General features: G+C 59.5%; 16 protein-coding genes and 1 riboswitch. Of the genes, 4 read left to right on the forward strand and 12 right to left on the reverse strand.

Annotation, left to right across the window (positions count from 1 at the left end):
* Positions 1-21: 21 nt before the first annotated feature.
* From RIN49_RS13280 to RIN49_RS13290, 3 genes are all read right to left on the reverse strand, one after another.
* Entirely contained in the window at positions 22-996 is a 975-nt protein-coding gene (locus tag RIN49_RS13280) for an ABC transporter permease (protein ID WP_309120654.1), read from the reverse strand.
* 153 nt (positions 997-1,149) lie between these two features.
* Positions 1,150-3,477 carry a helix-turn-helix domain-containing protein gene (locus RIN49_RS13285; protein WP_309120655.1) on the reverse strand — a complete coding sequence of 776 codons (2,328 nt, stop codon included), beginning with the start codon at positions 3,475-3,477 and terminating at the stop codon, positions 1,150-1,152.
* A 125-nt stretch (positions 3,478-3,602) separates the two neighbouring features.
* A complete protein-coding gene (locus tag RIN49_RS13290) occupies positions 3,603-4,247 on the reverse strand; it encodes a rhamnogalacturonan acetylesterase (protein WP_309120717.1) in 645 nt (214 codons plus the stop codon).
* Positions 4,248-4,525: 278 nt separating this feature from the next.
* Here RIN49_RS13290 and arfA point away from each other — a divergent pair, with 278 nt between their 5' ends.
* Positions 4,526-6,034 (forward strand): arabinosylfuranosidase ArfA, encoded by a 1,509-nt coding sequence (gene arfA, locus RIN49_RS13295; RefSeq protein WP_309120656.1) that lies wholly within the window; start codon positions 4,526-4,528, stop codon positions 6,032-6,034.
* A gap of 236 nt (positions 6,035-6,270) precedes the next feature.
* Complete coding sequence (locus RIN49_RS13300; protein ID WP_309120657.1) at positions 6,271-7,989, forward strand: cellulase family glycosylhydrolase; 1,719 nt, start codon at positions 6,271-6,273, stop codon at positions 7,987-7,989.
* Positions 7,990-8,049: 60 nt separating this feature from the next.
* Here the strand turns inward: RIN49_RS13300 and RIN49_RS13305 are convergent, their stop codons facing one another.
* From RIN49_RS13305 to RIN49_RS13315, 3 genes are all read right to left on the reverse strand, one after another.
* Positions 8,050-8,901 (reverse strand): bifunctional 5,10-methylenetetrahydrofolate dehydrogenase/5,10-methenyltetrahydrofolate cyclohydrolase, encoded by an 852-nt coding sequence (locus tag RIN49_RS13305; RefSeq protein WP_309120658.1) that lies wholly within the window; start codon positions 8,899-8,901, stop codon positions 8,050-8,052.
* Between the two features lie 57 nt (positions 8,902-8,958).
* A riboswitch (ZMP/ZTP riboswitch) is annotated at positions 8,959-9,037 on the reverse strand.
* 50 nt (positions 9,038-9,087) lie between these two features.
* Positions 9,088-9,576 (reverse strand): DUF3221 domain-containing protein, encoded by a 489-nt coding sequence (locus tag RIN49_RS13310; RefSeq protein ID WP_309120659.1) that lies wholly within the window; start codon positions 9,574-9,576, stop codon positions 9,088-9,090.
* A gap of 77 nt (positions 9,577-9,653) precedes the next feature.
* Complete coding sequence (locus tag RIN49_RS13315; RefSeq protein ID WP_309120660.1) at positions 9,654-10,937, reverse strand: adenylosuccinate synthase; 1,284 nt, start codon at positions 10,935-10,937, stop codon at positions 9,654-9,656.
* A gap of 109 nt (positions 10,938-11,046) precedes the next feature.
* Between RIN49_RS13315 and RIN49_RS13320 the strand changes: the two genes are divergently transcribed.
* Both RIN49_RS13320 and RIN49_RS13325 read left to right on the forward strand, forming a co-directional pair.
* Positions 11,047-11,937 (forward strand): LysR family transcriptional regulator, encoded by an 891-nt coding sequence (locus RIN49_RS13320; RefSeq protein WP_309120661.1) that lies wholly within the window; start codon positions 11,047-11,049, stop codon positions 11,935-11,937.
* Between the two features lie 130 nt (positions 11,938-12,067).
* Positions 12,068-13,054, forward strand: coding sequence for a glycoside hydrolase family 43 protein (locus RIN49_RS13325; RefSeq protein WP_309120662.1), 987 nt, complete (start codon positions 12,068-12,070; stop codon positions 13,052-13,054).
* A 49-nt stretch (positions 13,055-13,103) separates the two neighbouring features.
* Here the strand turns inward: RIN49_RS13325 and RIN49_RS13330 are convergent, their stop codons facing one another.
* The 6 genes from RIN49_RS13330 to RIN49_RS13355 all read right to left on the reverse strand — a co-directional run bounded on the left by RIN49_RS13330 (position 13,104) and on the right by RIN49_RS13355 (position 17,357).
* Entirely contained in the window at positions 13,104-13,274 is a 171-nt protein-coding gene (locus RIN49_RS13330; RefSeq protein WP_309120663.1) for a hypothetical protein, read from the reverse strand.
* Positions 13,275-13,295: 21 nt separating this feature from the next.
* Positions 13,296-15,008, reverse strand: coding sequence for a proline--tRNA ligase (locus RIN49_RS13335; protein ID WP_309120664.1), 1,713 nt, complete (start codon positions 15,006-15,008; stop codon positions 13,296-13,298).
* Positions 15,009-15,085: 77 nt separating this feature from the next.
* Positions 15,086-15,223, reverse strand: a complete 138-nt coding sequence (locus tag RIN49_RS13340) for a hypothetical protein (RefSeq protein WP_309120665.1) — start codon at positions 15,221-15,223, stop codon at positions 15,086-15,088.
* Between the two features lie 114 nt (positions 15,224-15,337).
* Positions 15,338-15,877 carry a hypothetical protein gene (locus RIN49_RS13345; protein WP_309120666.1) on the reverse strand — a complete coding sequence of 180 codons (540 nt, stop codon included), beginning with the start codon at positions 15,875-15,877 and terminating at the stop codon, positions 15,338-15,340.
* A 109-nt stretch (positions 15,878-15,986) separates the two neighbouring features.
* Positions 15,987-16,517 carry a GNAT family N-acetyltransferase gene (locus tag RIN49_RS13350; protein WP_309120667.1) on the reverse strand — a complete coding sequence of 177 codons (531 nt, stop codon included), beginning with the start codon at positions 16,515-16,517 and terminating at the stop codon, positions 15,987-15,989.
* 54 nt (positions 16,518-16,571) lie between these two features.
* On the reverse strand, positions 16,572-17,357 hold the full coding sequence (locus RIN49_RS13355) for an ABC transporter permease (RefSeq protein ID WP_309120668.1): 786 nt from the start codon (positions 17,355-17,357) through the stop codon (positions 16,572-16,574).

Raw genomic sequence — 17,357 nt, forward strand, 5'->3', positions numbered from 1 at the left:
CGCCGGGGTCCTCCTTCCCGTTTATAAAATGCCTTCTTGTCCGAATTTCTTCGCCAACCAGTTGCTGCCGTAGATCAATACGATGCCGACGAGCGATTTAAATAAGCCGATCGCCGTGCTGTAACTGAAGGCGCCTTGCGTAATGCCCACGAAGTACACATACGTATCGAAGACGTCGGCGACGGACCGGTTCAGCGAGTTCGTCATGAGGAAGATTTGTTCGAAGCCGTTGTCCAAGAAATTCCCCAGCCGCAAGATCAATAGAATGACGATCGTGCTGCTGATCGCGGGAAGCGTAATATGAATAAGCCGCTGGAATCGAGTGGCTCCGTCCACCACGGCGGCTTCATATTGTTCTACGTCGACCGAAGCGAGCGCCGCAAGGAAGATGATCGTGCCCCATCCGGTTTCCTTCCACATGATTTGCAGAATGATGAGCGGCCGAAACCATTTCGGATCCGACAGGAAGTTCACCTTCCCGCCGGTGACCGCCGCGACGACTTCGTTGACGATCCCTCCGGACGTCGTCAAGAAGACGTACGTCATACTCGCCACGATCACCATGGATACGAAGTGCGGCACGTACACCATCGTTTGCACGAACCGCTTGAAAATCCCCACTCGAATCTCGTTCAACAATAATGCGATGACGATCGGCGCAGGGAAGAAAAACACCAGATCGTAAACGGCCAAAATGAGCGTGTTGCGCAGCAGCCGAGTAAAATCCGGATTGGCGAAAAAATTTCGGAAATGCTCGAAGCCGATCCATTCGCTGCCGGCGAAGCCGAGAAACGGCGAATAGTTCTGGAAAGCGATCAAGACGCCCCACATCGGCGCATATTTAAAGATCAAAAAATAGAGCAGTCCCGGCGCAAGCAGCAAATACAACCACTTATCTTTTTTTACCTTCGACAGCCACGGATTTCGTTTCGCCGCCGTCCGGACCGCGGCCGCGGCTGCGGCATTGTCGGTCTCGCTGGGCAAGGTCGCGTTCATCGGCTCATCCTTTCTTTTTTTCACAGTATCCCGTTATCGGAGAGGTACCGGCAAGCCCACATTTTTGCACAAGAAAAGCCTTGAAGATCAAGGCTTTTCGAGGGCTATGGTACTTTTTTGGCGGGGTGGTATTGTTTTGCCGCAAGCGAACCGTCAAGCTTCCGCCTGCTCCCGGTATTGCCCCGGCGTCACGCCGACATGCTTCTTGAAAATGCGGTTGAAGTATCGCTGCTGGTAGCCGACCTCGACGGCGATGTCGTTGATCTTCCTGTCGGTTTCGCAAAGCAGCTTCTTCGCCTGCGCGAGTCGAAGCTCGGTGACATAATCGATAAAATTCACCCCTGTCACCTGCTTAAATAGTTTGCTAAGCGTATAAGGATTCGTACCGACCAAGTCGGCGCATCCGTCAAGCGAGATGTCCTCCGCGTAATGGGCGTGGATATAATCGACTGTGTTTTCGACCATCCGTTTCATTTGACTGTTCGCTTTCGCGTCTCTTTCTTCAATGAACGGTACGATGACCTTTTCTTTCATCCAATGCAGCATTTTGTCCGGTTCGCGGATCTGCGACAATTGAGCGAACATGTTCTCTCCGTGGAACAATTGGCGCGTACTCGTTCCCGATTGCAATATCGCGTGCTGAATGGAGCCGAGGAGCTGAAGCATGCTTTGCTGTACATGAATTTCGGTTCCGCGGCCGGATCGGCTTTCTTCTAGGAAAAGAGTGATCAACCGTTCCGCCTCTTCCCGTTTCCCGTTCCGCATCGCGTGAATGACGTCCCGCTCCAACGCGAAAGGATACCCGATTTCTTCGTTTCCTGAATCCGTCGACAGGTTCTCCATATCGATCAGCTGATTCTGATTGACGAATTTCCGGTAGCCGGTCGCGCGCTCGACCTCGATAAACATGTCCGGAACGTGCCGAATGCTGCCGATTTTCCCGCTGATCGTAATCGTGACCTGCATTTTGATAATCCGATTCACAGCCTTCGTAATTTCTTCCCCAAGCGCGTGCAATCGTTCGGAAACCGAAATGCCCGACGGCGACATCACCAATAATCCAACGGTCAAATCGTGAAAATTCACTACGCTGAATTGTTCGAACCGTTCGGCGGACAGCTCTTCGATAATGTTGGAAGCCGCGAAGGTCACGAGGCTCTCGTCTCCGTGCGCGAATCGTTCCGTCAAGACGTCATAACCGGTAAGTTGAATATGCACGATATGGAACAGGTGATTATCTACGTTCCATCCGTACAGCTTTACTCGTTCCTTCAAATCCTGCTCCGAATAGGAGTTCAGATGTCCCTGAAGCAGCTGAAGCAAAAATCCGGCTCTAACGTGAGAGCGTTGTTCCTCCAACCGATTCCGCAGAGAAAGGCTTTCATTCGTTAAATGGTTCCACTGCCTCTCCAAAAATTGAAATTCGTCAACCGCTTGCGGATGGAACGGTCCCGTCTTGTCCCCCGAGAGTCTCTTCATTAACCGTTCGACGGGAGAGTACACCCGCCAGGAGGCAAGCCATGACAAGAGGAGCGCTAGCAGCACGCCGGACGCGCTGATCGTAATGATCATATTGGACACGGCGACGACGGGCGAGGTGATCGACGTCATCGGCGCCGCGGAAATGTAGATCCAGTCGGAGGAGATGCGCTTCATCGTTCCGTAGGATACGGAATACGTCACCCCGTCCGAGGCGAATAGGAAGGTGCCGGCCGGTTCGTTCCGCTGCATCACTTCGCTCTTGATCGCGCCGCTTATCGGCTTCTCGACGGAATCGTCCGATACGATGACGCGACCTTCCTTGTCTAGAAGCAAAGTCAGCCCTTCGTTATACGGCGTCATCGTTTTCAATAAGTTCATGACCTTGTCGCGCTTCAGCGATACGACGATGACGCCGAACGGCGCCGTGCTGTCTCCCGGTATTTTATGGGTCAGCACGATCGGAGCGTCAACGGACGGCGGAGCGGATGCCGAAGCCGGCAGCCAATTCGTCCAATAAATATTCCGACCCTCTTCAATCAATCGTTCGAAGCCGGAGACGAGGGTATCGTCCTTCAATTCGTAGTACTCAGGCTTAAATAAAACCGGCTTATCGCGGTCGATAAATAACTGCACCTCTTGGATTAACGGGTGCGACCCCTGCAGCATGAAGAGGGTTTTCGTAACGTCCCAAGTCTCCTTGAAGTAATACACAAAGTTAAATTCCCGTAGGTTGGACCCGAACCGCGGGTTAAACGCCCAGTGCGAAATATCCAACTCCACGGAGCTAAATTGATCGTCGATGTTTTGCGCCCGTTCCGCAATTTGCTTTTGGTGAAGCTCGCTGACGTCCTTCTCGATCGATCCGACGGCAAACCAATAAATGCAGCCCCCGATGATCAGCCCCGGGATGCTCGTCGTGAACAAAAACCAAATCAAGCTTTTCCAGTAAAAGGTTCCCTTCTTTCCGGCCATTGCGTATTTTTTGACTCGCTTCAGCAACAGACGATCACCTGCCAGGGAGTGAATTTTAAGAAATCGCTTACATATCATCGCGTTCGTCCACCGTCTTTTGTATGTAACAGTATAAACGAAGGATGTGATCGCGGATATAACAAGAAAGGACATTAAGTCTTGCGCGTAAAGCGCGGATTCAATTCCATGAGTCCATGCGAAACCAGCTCCGCGATTCGCTTCGCGCCTTTTTCCGTGAAATGCGTATGATCGGTGCCGTTCACAGAAACCATGAATAACGTACACGCCTCTTCATATCCGATGAAGGCGTAGTGAGCAAGGCTTTTCTCCATCAAATCGATCAGCGGGACCTTTTCCTCCGTCGCCACCTGCTTCATCGCCGTGCAGTAGTCGGGAAAATCGTTGATAAAACAATCGCCTTCGACATGCAGTCTCGCAACCGGAGTAATAAGGACCGGAACGGCTCCGCGTCGGCGGGCCCCGTCGATATACATTTTTAAATACTCCTTATAGGTTGTATACGGCTCCGTGTATCGCTCGGGTCTTCCGGCCGTGGCATCGTTATGCCCCATCTGCACAAGCAAATAATCGCCTTCCCCGATCGCCTCCACGATTTCGTCCAGCCGGCCTTCCAGGACGAACGTCTTCGAGCTTCTTCCCCCTATGGCTCGATTCAGGAAACGAACCTCGTCCGGGAAATAATCGGAAATATACTGGCCCCATCCTGCCTGCGGCGCATGCTCCGCATGATAGGACTGTACGGTGGAGTCGCCTGCAAGGTAAATATTTACTTTCAATCGTTCTCTCAAGAAAGCCACTCCCGGGTCGTTATTTGTGAATCGCCATTCGTTTGTCATGTATTTTAGGGACAACGTGTTTCCCCAGCAATAGTACTTTTTTGCACAGGTTGAAAAACGGGTGTAATCCAAATTAGGATTAATGTTTTTATTAATTTATTGAAAGTTTATGCCTTAGTGATTTCATTATTGCATAAATTCATGAAATATCGTTTAATATTTATAGGTTATTGATAGTTATGATTAATAAATTCATTAATTCATGGAGGCTGCAGATCATGACAAAATCCGCATCGATGATCGTCGACAAAGACTTCGTCATCGGGAAGGTCGACGACCGGTTGTACGGGAGCTTCATCGAACACTTGGGGCGCGCAGTGTACGGAGGCATCTACGAGCCGGGTCATCCGGAGGCCGACGAACGAGGGTTCCGCAAGGACGTGCTGAAGCTCGTCCGCGACCTTCGCGTTCCGATCGTCCGGTACCCGGGCGGCAACTTCGTCTCCGGCTACGACTGGAAGGACGGCATCGGCCCGGTCGCGGACCGGCCGAAGCGGCTTGAGCTCGCTTGGCGCACCGTCGAACCGAACTTGTTCGGCTTGAACGAATTCGCGGACTGGTCGAAGGCGGCCGGCTCCGAAGTGATGTGGGCGATCAATCTCGGGACGCAAGGCATCGAAGACGCGCGCAACGTCGTCGAATACGCGAACCACCCGTCCGGCAGCTACTGGAGCGATCTGCGCGTCAGCCACGGCTACCGCGAACCGCACAAGATCAAGACGTGGTGCCTCGGCAACGAGATGGACGGCCCGTGGCAGATCGGCCACAAGACGGCGCATGAATACGGCCGGCTCGCGCAAGAGGCCGCGAAGGTCATGAAGTGGACCGACCCGTCGATCGAATTGGTCGCCTGCGGCAGCTCCGCGCTCGGCATGAAGACGTTCGCCGATTGGGAAGCGACGGTGCTCGACCATACGTACGAGCACGTCGAATACCTCTCGCTGCATACGTACTACGGCAACGCGGAGAACGATACTCCGACGTTCCTCGCCCGCTCCCTGCAGATGGACGAATTCATCGACAGCGTGTCGGCGATCTGCGATTACGTCAAGGCGAAGAAGCGGAGCAAGAAGAAGATGTTCCTCTCCTTCGACGAATGGAACGTCTGGTTCCACAGCCACGAATCGGATAAGAAGCTGGAGCCTTGGCAGGTCGCCCCGCCGCAGCTCGAAGACGTGTATACGATGGAGGACGCCCTCGTCGTCGGATGCATGCTGATCAGTCTGCTCAAGCATGCGGACCGCGTGAAGATGGCTTGTCTCGCTCAGCTCGTGAACGTCATCGCTCCGATCATGACGCAGAACGGCGGTCCCGCTTGGGCGCAGACGATCTACTACCCGTACCTGCACGCCTCCGTGTTCGGCCGCGGCCAGGCGCTCGTCCCGCTCGTGCGTTCCGACAAATACGACACGAAGCAAATTACCGACGTGCCTTACCTGGAGAGCGTTGCGGTGCATAACGAGGCGTCGAACGAAGTGACGATCTTCGCGGTCAACCGCCACTTGGAGGAGTCGCTGGCGTTCGAGGCGGATTTGCGCAGCTTCGGAGCGTGCACCCTGATCGAACATCTCGTGTTGGAAAACGACGACCTGAAGGCCGTCAACACGGCGTCCGCCCCCGATAACGTCCGCCCGCACGCGAACGGGAACGCGTCGGTCGACGGCTCCCGCGTCCTCGCGACGCTCGGCAAGGCGTCCTGGAACGTCATCCGCCTCCGGACGAAATAAGGAAGCCATCCGTCGACGATATCCCGTCGGCGGATTTTTTTTCGCACGTGCGCCTCCTTTAATTTTCATATGATTTCGCATCTAATTATTGGGATTCTTCCCGTATTCCAACTATGGTACATTATTCCTTGTCACCGCTTTCTGACAGCGCTTCCATGATAGAAAGGAGGGATATTCGCGAGAGTCGCAAGGCTGTCCATCGTATACCGCCATCCTAGAGGAGGTACATTCGACACATGTTATCGACAAGAAAGCTTACCGGTATGGTATTGACGTTCTCCCTCCTGTTCGGCCTGTTCGCCCCCGCCGCGGGCGCGGCTTCCGCGGAGAACCCCGCTCCGATCGTCGTCCCGAAGAGCGAAATTCAATCGTACGTCGACGCGATGCAGCCCGGGTGGAATCTCGGCAACACGTTCGATGCGACCGGCGAAGACGAGACGTCGTGGGGCAACCCGCGCGTGACGCAAGAGCTCATTCGACACATCGCTAAGGAAGGCTATAACAGCATTCGCATCCCGATCACGTGGGATCATCGCATGGGCGAAGCGCCTAATTATGCGATCAATCCGGCGTTCATGGACCGCGTCGAGGAAGTCGTCGACTGGTCGCTGGACGCAGGGTTGTACGTCATGATCAACCTGCACCATGATTCTTGGCTCTGGGTGAACGGCATGGGCGCCGACCACGATACCGTGCTCGCCCGTTACAACGCCGCGTGGACGCAGATCGCCGAGCGGTTCAAGAATCATTCGAACAAGCTGTCGTTCGAAAGCATCAACGAGCCTCGCTTCTCCGATGGCTGGGGCGAAGGCGGCGAGGCGCACTTCGCGATGCTTCGCGAACTGAACGTCTCCTTCCACGACATCGTGCGCGCCTCCGGCGGCAACAACGCCGACCGCCCGCTCGTGCTGCCGACGCTCGAGACGAACGCGAATCAAGACCGGCTCGACGCGCTGGTCGACACGTTCGAGGCGCTCGACGACCCGAATCTGATCGCCACCGTCCACTATTACGGGTTCTGGCCGTTCAGCGTCAACATCGCCGGCTTCACCCGCTTCAACGAAGAGACGAAGAACGACGTCGTTCAGACGTTCGACCGCGTCTACGACACGTTCGTGTCCCGGGGCATTCCTGTCGTCTTGGGCGAATACGGGCTGCTCGGCTTCGATAACCACACGGGAACGATCGAGCAAGGCGAGAAGCTGAAGTTCTTCGAGTTTCTGCTTCATTACGTGCAGGAGCGCGGCATTGCCCATATGCTGTGGGACAACGGGCAGCATCTGAACCGAACCGAGCTGGAATGGAACGATCCGCAGCTGATCGATATGCTGAAGGCCAGCTGGAAGGTACGTTCCGCGACCGCGGAAACCGATTTGATCTTCGTGCGTAAAGGCGAGGAAACGCAGGATGCCGTCATCTCCTTCGACACGAACGATAGACGATTGGTCGGCCTTCGCCATGACGGAGAGCCGCTGCGCCGAGGCGAGGATTATACGTTCGACGGTACGACATTGACGTTGAGGGCGGCATTGCTGTCGGAGCTGACCGCGTCGGGCGAATACGGGGAACGCGCGGAGCTCATCGCGGACTTCAACCGCGGCGCGGACTGGACGTTCGACGTCATCGTCTACGAAACGCCGGTCCTTGCGGACGCGGCGGGCACGACGGAAGCGTTCTCGATCCCGGCCGCGTTCCATGGCGATCGTCTGGCGACGATGGAAGCCGTATATGCGACGGGAGGCAACGCCGGCCCGCAAAACTGGACGTCGTTCAAGGAGTTCGCGTATGCGTTCTCGCCTTCGTACGACGCGAACGAGATTACGCTGACGCCGAACTTCTTCAAGGAAGTGAACGACGGCGAAATGCGATTGACGTTCCATTTCTGGAGCGGGGAGAAGGTATCGTACACGATTAAGAAAGCCGGCGAATCCGTCGCGGGGATCGCGGCGGAATAAGCCTTAACGCAACGAGGAGAACCTTTCGGCGACTTCGCCGGAAGGTTCTCCTTCTGTAGTTCAGCTACCGTTATGTCGCTTCTCGGCCGCGTCCACGGTGTGCTTCAGCAGCGTCGCGATCGTGACCGGGCCTACGCCCGCCGGAACGGGGGTGATCGCCGAGGCGTTCGCGAGACACGCGTCGAAGTCGACGTCGCCGACGTTGCCCGGATTGTAACCGGCATCGAGGACGACCGCGCCGGGCTTGATCCAATCGCCTGGAACGAACTTCGGCTGGCCGACCGCCGCGACGACGATGTCTCCGGCGCGGACAATGTCCGGGAGCCGCTCCGTCTTGGAGTGGCAGATCGTCACGGTCGCGTTCCGATTCAGCAGCATGACGGACACCGGCTTCCCGAGGATCGGACTTCTTCCGATCACGACGGCGTGCTTCCCTTCTATGGGAAGCTTGTAGTAATCCAGAATCGAGACGATCGCCGCCGGCGTGCAGGACGGGAAGTCCGCGAAGCCGAACGCGTTCCTCGCGAAGCCGAGCGTCGTCACGCCGTCGACGTCCTTCTCGATCGCGATCGCTTCGAACGCCGCGCGTTCGTCGACGGCATGCGGCACCGGGTGCTGAAGCAGAATGCCGTGAACCGCTTCGTCGTCGTTCAAGCGACGAATGACGTCGACGAGCTCTTCCGTCGTCGACGCCGCCGGCAAGTCGACGCGGACGGAATCGATGCCGAGCCTCCTGCATGCGTTCCCCTTCATCTTCACGTACGTCGCCGACGACGGATCGTCCCCGACCAGAATCGTCGCGAGGCGCGGCACGACGCCGCGCTCCTCCAGCGCCCCGATCCGCGCCGCCAGCTTCTCCTTGATGGCCGCGGCCACCGCGTTCCCGTCCAAGATCAACGGTTGTTCTCTCATTCGAACCCATCCCTTCGTAAGCGTAAGAAAACAGAAAGAGGCAAGGGGTTCTCCCCTTACCTCTGCCCAGGCGTTCGGCCGTTGTCGCCATGCGCTCCCCCGTGGTATCCACGTTACGCCAGTTACGCATGCCCTTAAGTTTCCTATATTATAGTTCGAGATTCCCGCCGAATCAATGCCCGCTGTTTATGGAGCATCCTTCACCCGCTCGACCTTCTCCGCGTCCTCGATTCCGATCGTGACGCTCCACGCGTCGGCCGACGCGTCGTACTCGGCTTGCCGCACGACCGGCGCCGTCGCGGATTCGTAAGCCCTCAGCGCCTCCCGCACCGCGTCCGCCTCCGATAAATCCGCTTGGGTCGGCTTCGGGCTGAGAACGATCGTCGTACGATCGGCTTTCGCCCGCGCCGGGTACGATTCTTGCGTTTCGCCGTACCAGACCTGCACCCTCTGCCCGACCTTCGCCTTCCCCGGCGCCGAGGAAAACCAGATCGCCGTACGATCCGCCGCGACGACCAACATATTTCCTTCCTGCTTCTTCACGATATACCCTTCGATCCCCGGAGGCGGCCCGACGGCCTGATCCTCGAACGTCCCGCGGCACCCCGCGATCGTCGCGGCCGACAACAATGACAGCGCCAGAATCCAAATCGACGTACGCCGAAACACGCTCATCCCATCCCTCTTTCCAAAGCTACCGATATACCCCTAGACGATTGTTTTGGAAAAAGGGTTGCGTTCCGCGCGAACGTTTACCGCCGCCGAATGAGTTGTTCCCGCCGGGGACCGACGGACACGTATGCCACCGGAACGCCGATCGACGACTCGACGAATTCGACGTACCGCCTTGCCGCCGGCGGCAGCGCCTCGAACGTTCGGCAGTCGGAGACGTCGGAACGCCAGCCGTCCAGCGTCTCGAGCACCGGGGCGGCTTTCTCCAACGCCCCGGTCGTCGGGAAGCGCCCGACGACGCGCCCGTCCTCCAGCCGGTATGCCGTGCACACCGGAATGCGCTCCAAGTACCCGAGCGCGTCGAGGTTCGTCAGCGCGACCTCGGTCGCCCCTTGCAGCCGGCATCCGTATCGCGTCGCGACGGCGTCGAACCAGCCGACGCGCCTCGGGCGCCCCGTCACCGCCCCGTATTCCCCCGCGTCTCCCCCGCGGCGACGGAGCTCCTCGGCGGCGGAACCGTTCAGCTCGGTCGCGAACGGGCCGGCGCCGACGCAGCTCGAGTACGCCTTCGTAACGGCGAGTACGTTCGCGATGGTTCCCGCCGGCAGCCCCGCTCCGACGGAAGCGAAGCCGGCCAGCGGCGAGGACGACGTCGAGTACGGGTAGATGCCGTGGTCCGGATCGCGCAGCGCCCCGAGCTGCCCTTCGAGCAGGACGGTCTCTCCGCGCCGAACCGCGTCGTACAGCAGCTCGCTCGCGTCGCAAACGAACGGCCGCAGCCGCTCCGCTTGCGTGAGCAGCGCGTCCGCCGCGTCGTCCGCGTGGAGCGGCTCGCGCCCGTAGAGATAGCGAAACAGCACGTTCTTCGACTCGAGCTGCCGCTCGATGCGGCTCCGGAGCCGGGGCTCGTCGAAGAGATCGGCCGCTTGCACGCCGATCTTCGCGTACTTGTCCGCGTAGAACGGCGCGATGCCTCGCTTCGTGGAGCCGAAGCTCCCTTCGCCAAGCCGCTCCTCCTCCAGCTCGTCGAGCAATCGATGGGCCGGCAGCACGAGCTGCGCCCGGTCCGACACGCGCAGACGCGGCGCCGGGACGCCCCGCTCCTCCAACATGCTAAGCTCCTGCAGCAGCACCTTGACGTCCAGCGCCGTCCCCGGCCCGATCACGTTCGTCGCGGACGGATGAAATACGCCCGACGGCAGCATTCGCAGCGCGAACTTCCCATGCCGGTTCAAGATCGTATGGCCCGCGTTGCTGCCGCCTTGAAACCGTACGACGTAATCCGCCCCCTCCGCCAGTACGTCCGTCATCTTTCCCTTGCCTTCGTCTCCCCAATTGGCGCCTACGATCGCCGTAACGGTCATTTCTTCCGCCTCCCGCTCTTGTATCTTGCTACGTGGATGATTATACTCCCTGTAATGACATTGAAAAAATTGATATATCTAATACCAATCATAAACAGGGGTAATGACTATGGAGATCAACTTGGAGTGGTACCGCGTGTTCTCCGAGGCGGCGAAGACAGGAAGTCTGACGGGCGCCGCGGAGCGGCTGCACATTACGCAGCCGGCGGTCAGCCATACGCTGAAGCAGCTCGAGACGGCGCTCGGCGCGGCGCTGTTCTTCCGGACGGCGAAGGGCGTGCGGCTGACGGCGGAAGGCGAAGCGCTGTTCGGCTGCGTCCAACAAGCGCTCGGCATGGTGGAAGCCGGGGAGAGAACCGTCGCGGACATGCGGCAGCTGACGCGGGGGGAAGTGCATATCGGCGCCAGCGACACGCTGTGCAAGCATTTTCTGCTGCCGTATTTGGAGAAGTTTCACCGGGATTACCCCGAGATCCGCATCCACGTCACGAACCGGACGACGCCGGAGACGATCGCGCTCCTGAAAGAAGGCGCGATCGACTTCGGCATCGTGAATTTGCCCGCGGCGGATCCGAAGGTCGACTTCCGCGGCAGCGCGTCGATTCGGGACATCCTCGTCGGCCGGCCGGACGACGACGCGGTCGCACAAGCTCCGCTGGCGCTGGAGCAGCTGGCGTCGTATCCGCTGCTGATGCTCGAGCCCGGCGGCAGCACGCGGCGGTTCCTCGACGACTTCGCGCTCCGGCGCGGCATTCGCCTCCGGCCGGAATTCGAGCTCGGCAGCATCGACTTGCTCGCTCAGTTCGCAAGCAGCGGCCTCGGGCTGGCCTTCGTTCCCAGGCAGTACGTCGAGGCGGAACTCCGAGACGGACGGCTCGTCGAGATCGCGCTCGACCCGCCGCTTCCCGAACGCCGCGTCGGCATCGCCACGCTCCGCGGGGTTCCGCTTTCGACCGCGGCGAAGCGATTGCTGGAGCTGCTCCCGCAACCCCTCGATTAAGCCGAACCGACCTTCGTCGAGCGCTTCATTTGTCCAACTCCGCGGCGGCTCAGTCCATGTACGCGCTTCCGCTACTGTGGTACCTTGGCATAAGAATCAACTCAATTCAACGCCGATAGGAGCGAATCGTATGGCAGAGCGAACGAAACCGACGAACGAGCCGCTAGTGACGCATATCTACACAGCCGACCCGTCGGCACACGTCTTCGAGGGAAAACTATACATCTATCCGTCCCACGATCTGGACTACGAAGCGGAGTCGAACGATAACGGCGATCAGTACGCGATGGAGGACTATCATGTCCTCTCGATGGACGATCCCGCCTCGTCGAGGGCGGTCGACCACGGCGAAGCGCTTCACCTCCGGGACATCCCCTGGGCCAAGAGGCAGCTGTGGGCGCCGGATGCCGCCTATAAGAACGGAACGTATTACTTATTTTTCCCGGCGAAAGATCATGACGATATTTTCCGTCTCGGGGTCGCGACGAGCGCAAGCCCGACCGGTCCGTTCACGCCGCAGCCGAGCTACATCCCGGGCAGCTACAGCATCGATCCGGCCGTATGGATCGACGACGACGGAGCGGCGTACGTGTATTTCGGCGGCCTCTGGGGCGGGCAGTTGGAGAAGTGGCAGACGGGCGAATTCCGGCCCGACGCGGCGGGACCGTCCGGGTCCGAGCCGGCGCTCGGTCCGAGAGTCGCCCGTCTGACGGACGATCTGCTCGCCTTCGCGGAGACGCCGAAGGAAATCTCGATCGTCGACGAGGACGGGCAGCCGATCCAAGCCGGCGACGAGGATCGGAGGTATTTCGAAGGTCCGTGGATGCACAAATATAACGGCAAGTATTATTTGTCCTATTCGACGGGCACGACCCATAAGCTCGTGTACGCGGTCGGCGACGGTCCGCAAGGCCCCTTCACGTTCGAGGGCACGATCCTCACGCCCGTCATCGGCTGGACGACGCATCATTCGATCGTCGAATATCAAGGCAAGTGGTATTTGTTTTACCACGACGCGTCTCTGTCCGGCGGCGTCAACCACAAGCGCTGCGTGAAGTGCGCCGAACTGTTCTATAACGAGGACGGCACGATTCGGACGATCGATCCGTATGAATAAAGAAATAACGCAGCCGACCCCGCCATGGGGTCGGCTGCGCATTTTCGACTTATTTCGTTCGCGGAACGCCGCGTCCGCTCCTCAAGCCGCCGAAGCCGCCGAGCTTCGCCGACAAGAACAACGCCAGGAGCGCCAAATATAGCAACGGCCTGACGACGTCCGCTCCCAACCCGGAAATGAGCGTCCCCGCGGCCGCCTCGATCGCCCCGACGACGTACATAAAGCCCTCTCCCAGCCCCATTCATCGGAACGATTCGTCGTTCCCGATCAACCGTGCGAGCGCTTCTTCCTTCGGGACGACCGTTCGCTCTCCGGTCGCTCGATCGACCCATTCGACGTTCCCCTCCGCCGCATGCTTGCCGACGACGATGCGCACCGGGACGCCGATCAGCTCGGAGTCGGCGAATTTCACGCCGGCTCGCTCGTCTCTGTCGTCCAGCAGCGCTTCCACGCCATGCCGTAGCAGCGTCGCATACATCGCCTCCGCCAACGATCGCTGCGTCTCGTCGCGCATGGCGACCGGCACGATGTGCGCCCGGTACGGCGCGATCGACGCCGGCCACGCCAACCCTCGCTCGTCGTGACGCTGCTCGGCGACGGCCGCCAACAGCCTCGAGATCCCGATGCCGTAGCAGCCCATAATGACGGGCGTTTCCTTCCCTTCCGCGTCCGCGACGGTCGCGCCGCCGGCGGCGCTGTATTTCGTGCCGAGCTTGAACACGTGACCGACTTCGATGCCGCGATGGAACCGGAGCTCGCCTTCGCGGCAGTGCGGGCAGGTTTCCCCTTCCGCCGCGTTGCGGACGTCGCCGGTCCGTTCGACGGGAAAATCCCGGCCCGGCACGACGCCGATCCAGTGCATGTCCGCTTCGTTGCCGCCGACGACGCCGCTCGGCATTCGCGCGACGGCATCGTCGACGAATACCGGGATCGGCAGCCCGACGGGGCCGGCGAAGCCGACCGGCGCCCCCGTGACGGCTTCGACCGTCGCCGCGTCCGCCAGCTCCAGCCGCTCGACGCCGAGGGAGCGCTTCAGCTTGATCTCGTTCACTTCGTGGTCGCCGCGCACGAGCACGGCCACCGGTTCGCCGTCCGCCGCGTAAACGAGCGTCTTCATCAAGCGGCTCGGCGCCGCGCCTAGAAACCGCGACAGCTGCTCGATCGTCCGCACGTTCGGCGTGCGCCGCTTCTCCAGCGTCGTCGATCCGCCGCCGTCGGCAGGCTGCCGGTCGATGCCGGACGCCGCCCGCTCCACGTTCGCCGCTTGGGCGCAATGGGTGCACGCGACGATCGTATCCTCGCCGATATCGGCGAGCGCCATGAACTCGTGCGAGCCGCCTTCCCCGCCGATCGCGCCGGCGTCTGCTTCCACCGCGCGGAACCGCAAGCCGCATCGTTCGAAAATACGCAAATACGCTTCGTACATGCCGCGGTACGACGCGTCCAACCCCTCCCAGGACGCGTCGAACGAGTAGGCGTCCTTCATTAAAAACTCTCTGCCGCGGAGCAATCCGAACCGGGGACGCCGTTCGTCGCGATACTTCGTCTGCACCTGATATACCGTAACCGGCAACCTGCGGTAGGAGCTGATCTCGTTCCGGAACAGCTCGGCGACGACCTCCTCGTGCGTCGGGCCGAGCGCGAACTCGCGTTCCTGCCGATCCTTCAAACGAATCAGCTCAGGACCGTACACGTCGTACCGTCCGGACGCCCTCCACAGCTCCGCCGGCTGCAGCGCGGGCATCAACAGCTCCTGCGCCCCCGCGCGATCCATCTCTTCGCGAACGATCCGCTCCAGCTTTCCCAACACCCGCAGACCGAGCGGCAAATACGCGTATACCCCGGCCGCCAGCTGCCGGATATACCCCGCGCGCAGCAGCAGCTTGTGGCTTGCGGCCTCCGCGTCGGCAGGCGATTCGCGAAGCGTGCTGGAAAACAATGTCGATTGCCTCATCGCAATCCTCCTCCTTCTTGAAAAAACAAAAAGACGCATTCGTTCAGGGACGAATGCGTCGCGGTACCACCCTAATTTCACCGCCGAAGGGCGATGCTCGTATCGATAACGGTCGGCGCCGGCAGCGGATACTCGTACGTTCCCCGCTGCAGCTCGCAAGGCGGGAAAGCTTCCTGCGGCGAGAGACCTTGCAGCCGGGGGTCTCTTCTCTGCATCGCCGTACTTGGAATCTCATGTCCTTGGTCGAGGCTGTTGATAGTCTCAAGTATTGATGGTTGGGAATCAATTTACAACATATTCCGAGTCCGGTCAAGCGCGATTCGGTTCGGTCACTTTTTCTTCCAAACGGAGGCGTATTTCTTGCGGTATTTCGGATCCGCCTCGAGCTCGATCAGCTCGAGCGCGAGCGATTTCACGGCTTCGTCCGGGTCCGCGTCGTACAGCTTCCCCAGGCTCTCGACGATGTCATGCCGAATCAGCGTGCCGTTCTTCTCGCCCGCGCATTCGCGGAACCGGCCGGCGAGGCCTTCCACGACCATCCGCTTCCGTTCCGGACCGACCAAAGCGATCTTCCACAGCGACAGCAGGCAATGCCTCGCCGTAACGAACCGCTCGTCCTTCGTCACCTCTAGCAGCTCGGGGAAAACGGTCGTGATCCGGCCTTCGGGGTCGCTCTTCGCGAGGTTGGACAGCAATTGCGAAGCGTGCGAGCGCCGGCGGTTATCCTTGTGCGTCAAGTCGTGCGCCAGCCGATCCCACGCGTCGTACGCCCACTCGACAGGCTCCTCCGACAGTCGGATCAGCTCGTGGAACGCTTCGCTCGCAACGTCTCGGTCGAGCGAAAACAGTCGTTCGATTAACGCTTGCATGCGCGTTCGTCCCCCTAAGAATTGTCTAAGTCCACTATACGAAAACGGGAAAACCATTGTCAACCTTATGGTTGAATGTTTAAGGTTACCGGCTTGCGGCTCGTTCCTACTATAATTTGATCACCATATGGATGTCGTAAGGCTCCTTCTCGAACAGCTCAGGATCGACCTCGGGCGTCGGCACGCTGCCGTTCTTGCGGTAAAAGCATACCGCCGACTCCGTCTCCGTCGAGGAAATGTACAGTTGCTTCGCTCCGCGGTCCGCGGCGACGGCGGAAAGCTCGCGCAAAATACGCGTACCGATCCCCCGTCTCCGATGGCTTCTCGACACGTACATCAGATCGACGGCGAGGCGATCCCGGCGGTCGCCGCGGAAGGCGCCCGACAGGACGCCGAAGCCGACGAGTCTCTCGCCCTCGAAGCAGCCGACGGCCGTCCCCCCTGCGAGCAACTCCCTTGCGAAGCGCTCTATCATCTCTTGGGCCGCTTTCTCGTCCCAGGAGGGACTCTCGATGCGAGCCGGCGTCGACGTTAACGCCCCGTCGGTCAAGGCATACGTGCGTTCGATCGTCTCCGAGCGGTCGATCTCCGCGACCCGGAACGCATCCTCCGGTTTCAGTTCTTTGTAACGAAGCTTCACGCGAAAGTCCCTCTCTTTATAAAAACATGCTTTCGCTCGAGTATACCTCTGCTCCTACGATCCCGTCGAACGGTACCGACGAACGCCGAAGCGCCAAACGAGCAAGCAGGGCAGCAAAAACAACGCGCTCGCGAGCGGCATAGCGACGTACAACGCATCGTACCCGCCCGGCGCCCGGCCGAGAATGTACAACAGCGGCAAGTAGCTGACCAAGCCGAACGGGATGACGAACGTGAAGATGACGGTCACCCACCTTTCGTAGATCGTCAGCGGATACTTCGCCATCTCCCGACCGCCGTCCGTCAGCACGTTCGCCAACTCCAGCCCCTGCACGGTCCAGAAGCATAACGTCGCGGCAAGCATGAAGATGCCTGTGAATATGAGCGCGCCCCCCGCCACCATAAGGCCGAGCGTGATCGCCTTCGCGACCGTCCATTCGACGTCCGCCCCGACGACTGCCCATGCTAACACGGCCGCCCCTTGAAGCATCCGACCGAACCGGCTGAACTCGAACTTCGAGCCCAGCACCTGCACGACCGTGCTTCGCGGCCGGACGAGCACGCGGTCGAACTCGCCGTTGACGACGAGCGACGAGAACGCGTCGAAGCCCCGGGCGAAGCATTCGCTTAGCGAGAAGGACAGATGCACGACTCCGAAGCATAGCGCGACCTCGAAAAACCCCCATCCTTTCAACTGGCCGAACCGTTCGAACATCAGATACAGCCCGGCGAACACCGTGAACGGAACGAGAAACTGCCCGAGCGTCAGCAGCCAGAAGGACGTGCGATATTGCATCTGCGATTTGAAGTGAATCGCCATATACTTGAAGTAAAGTCTCAT

Origin of the sequence: Paenibacillus sp. (assembly GCF_031177825.1) — a bacterium.
Lineage (GTDB): Bacteria > Bacillota > Bacilli > Paenibacillales > YIM-B00363 > Paenibacillus_AE.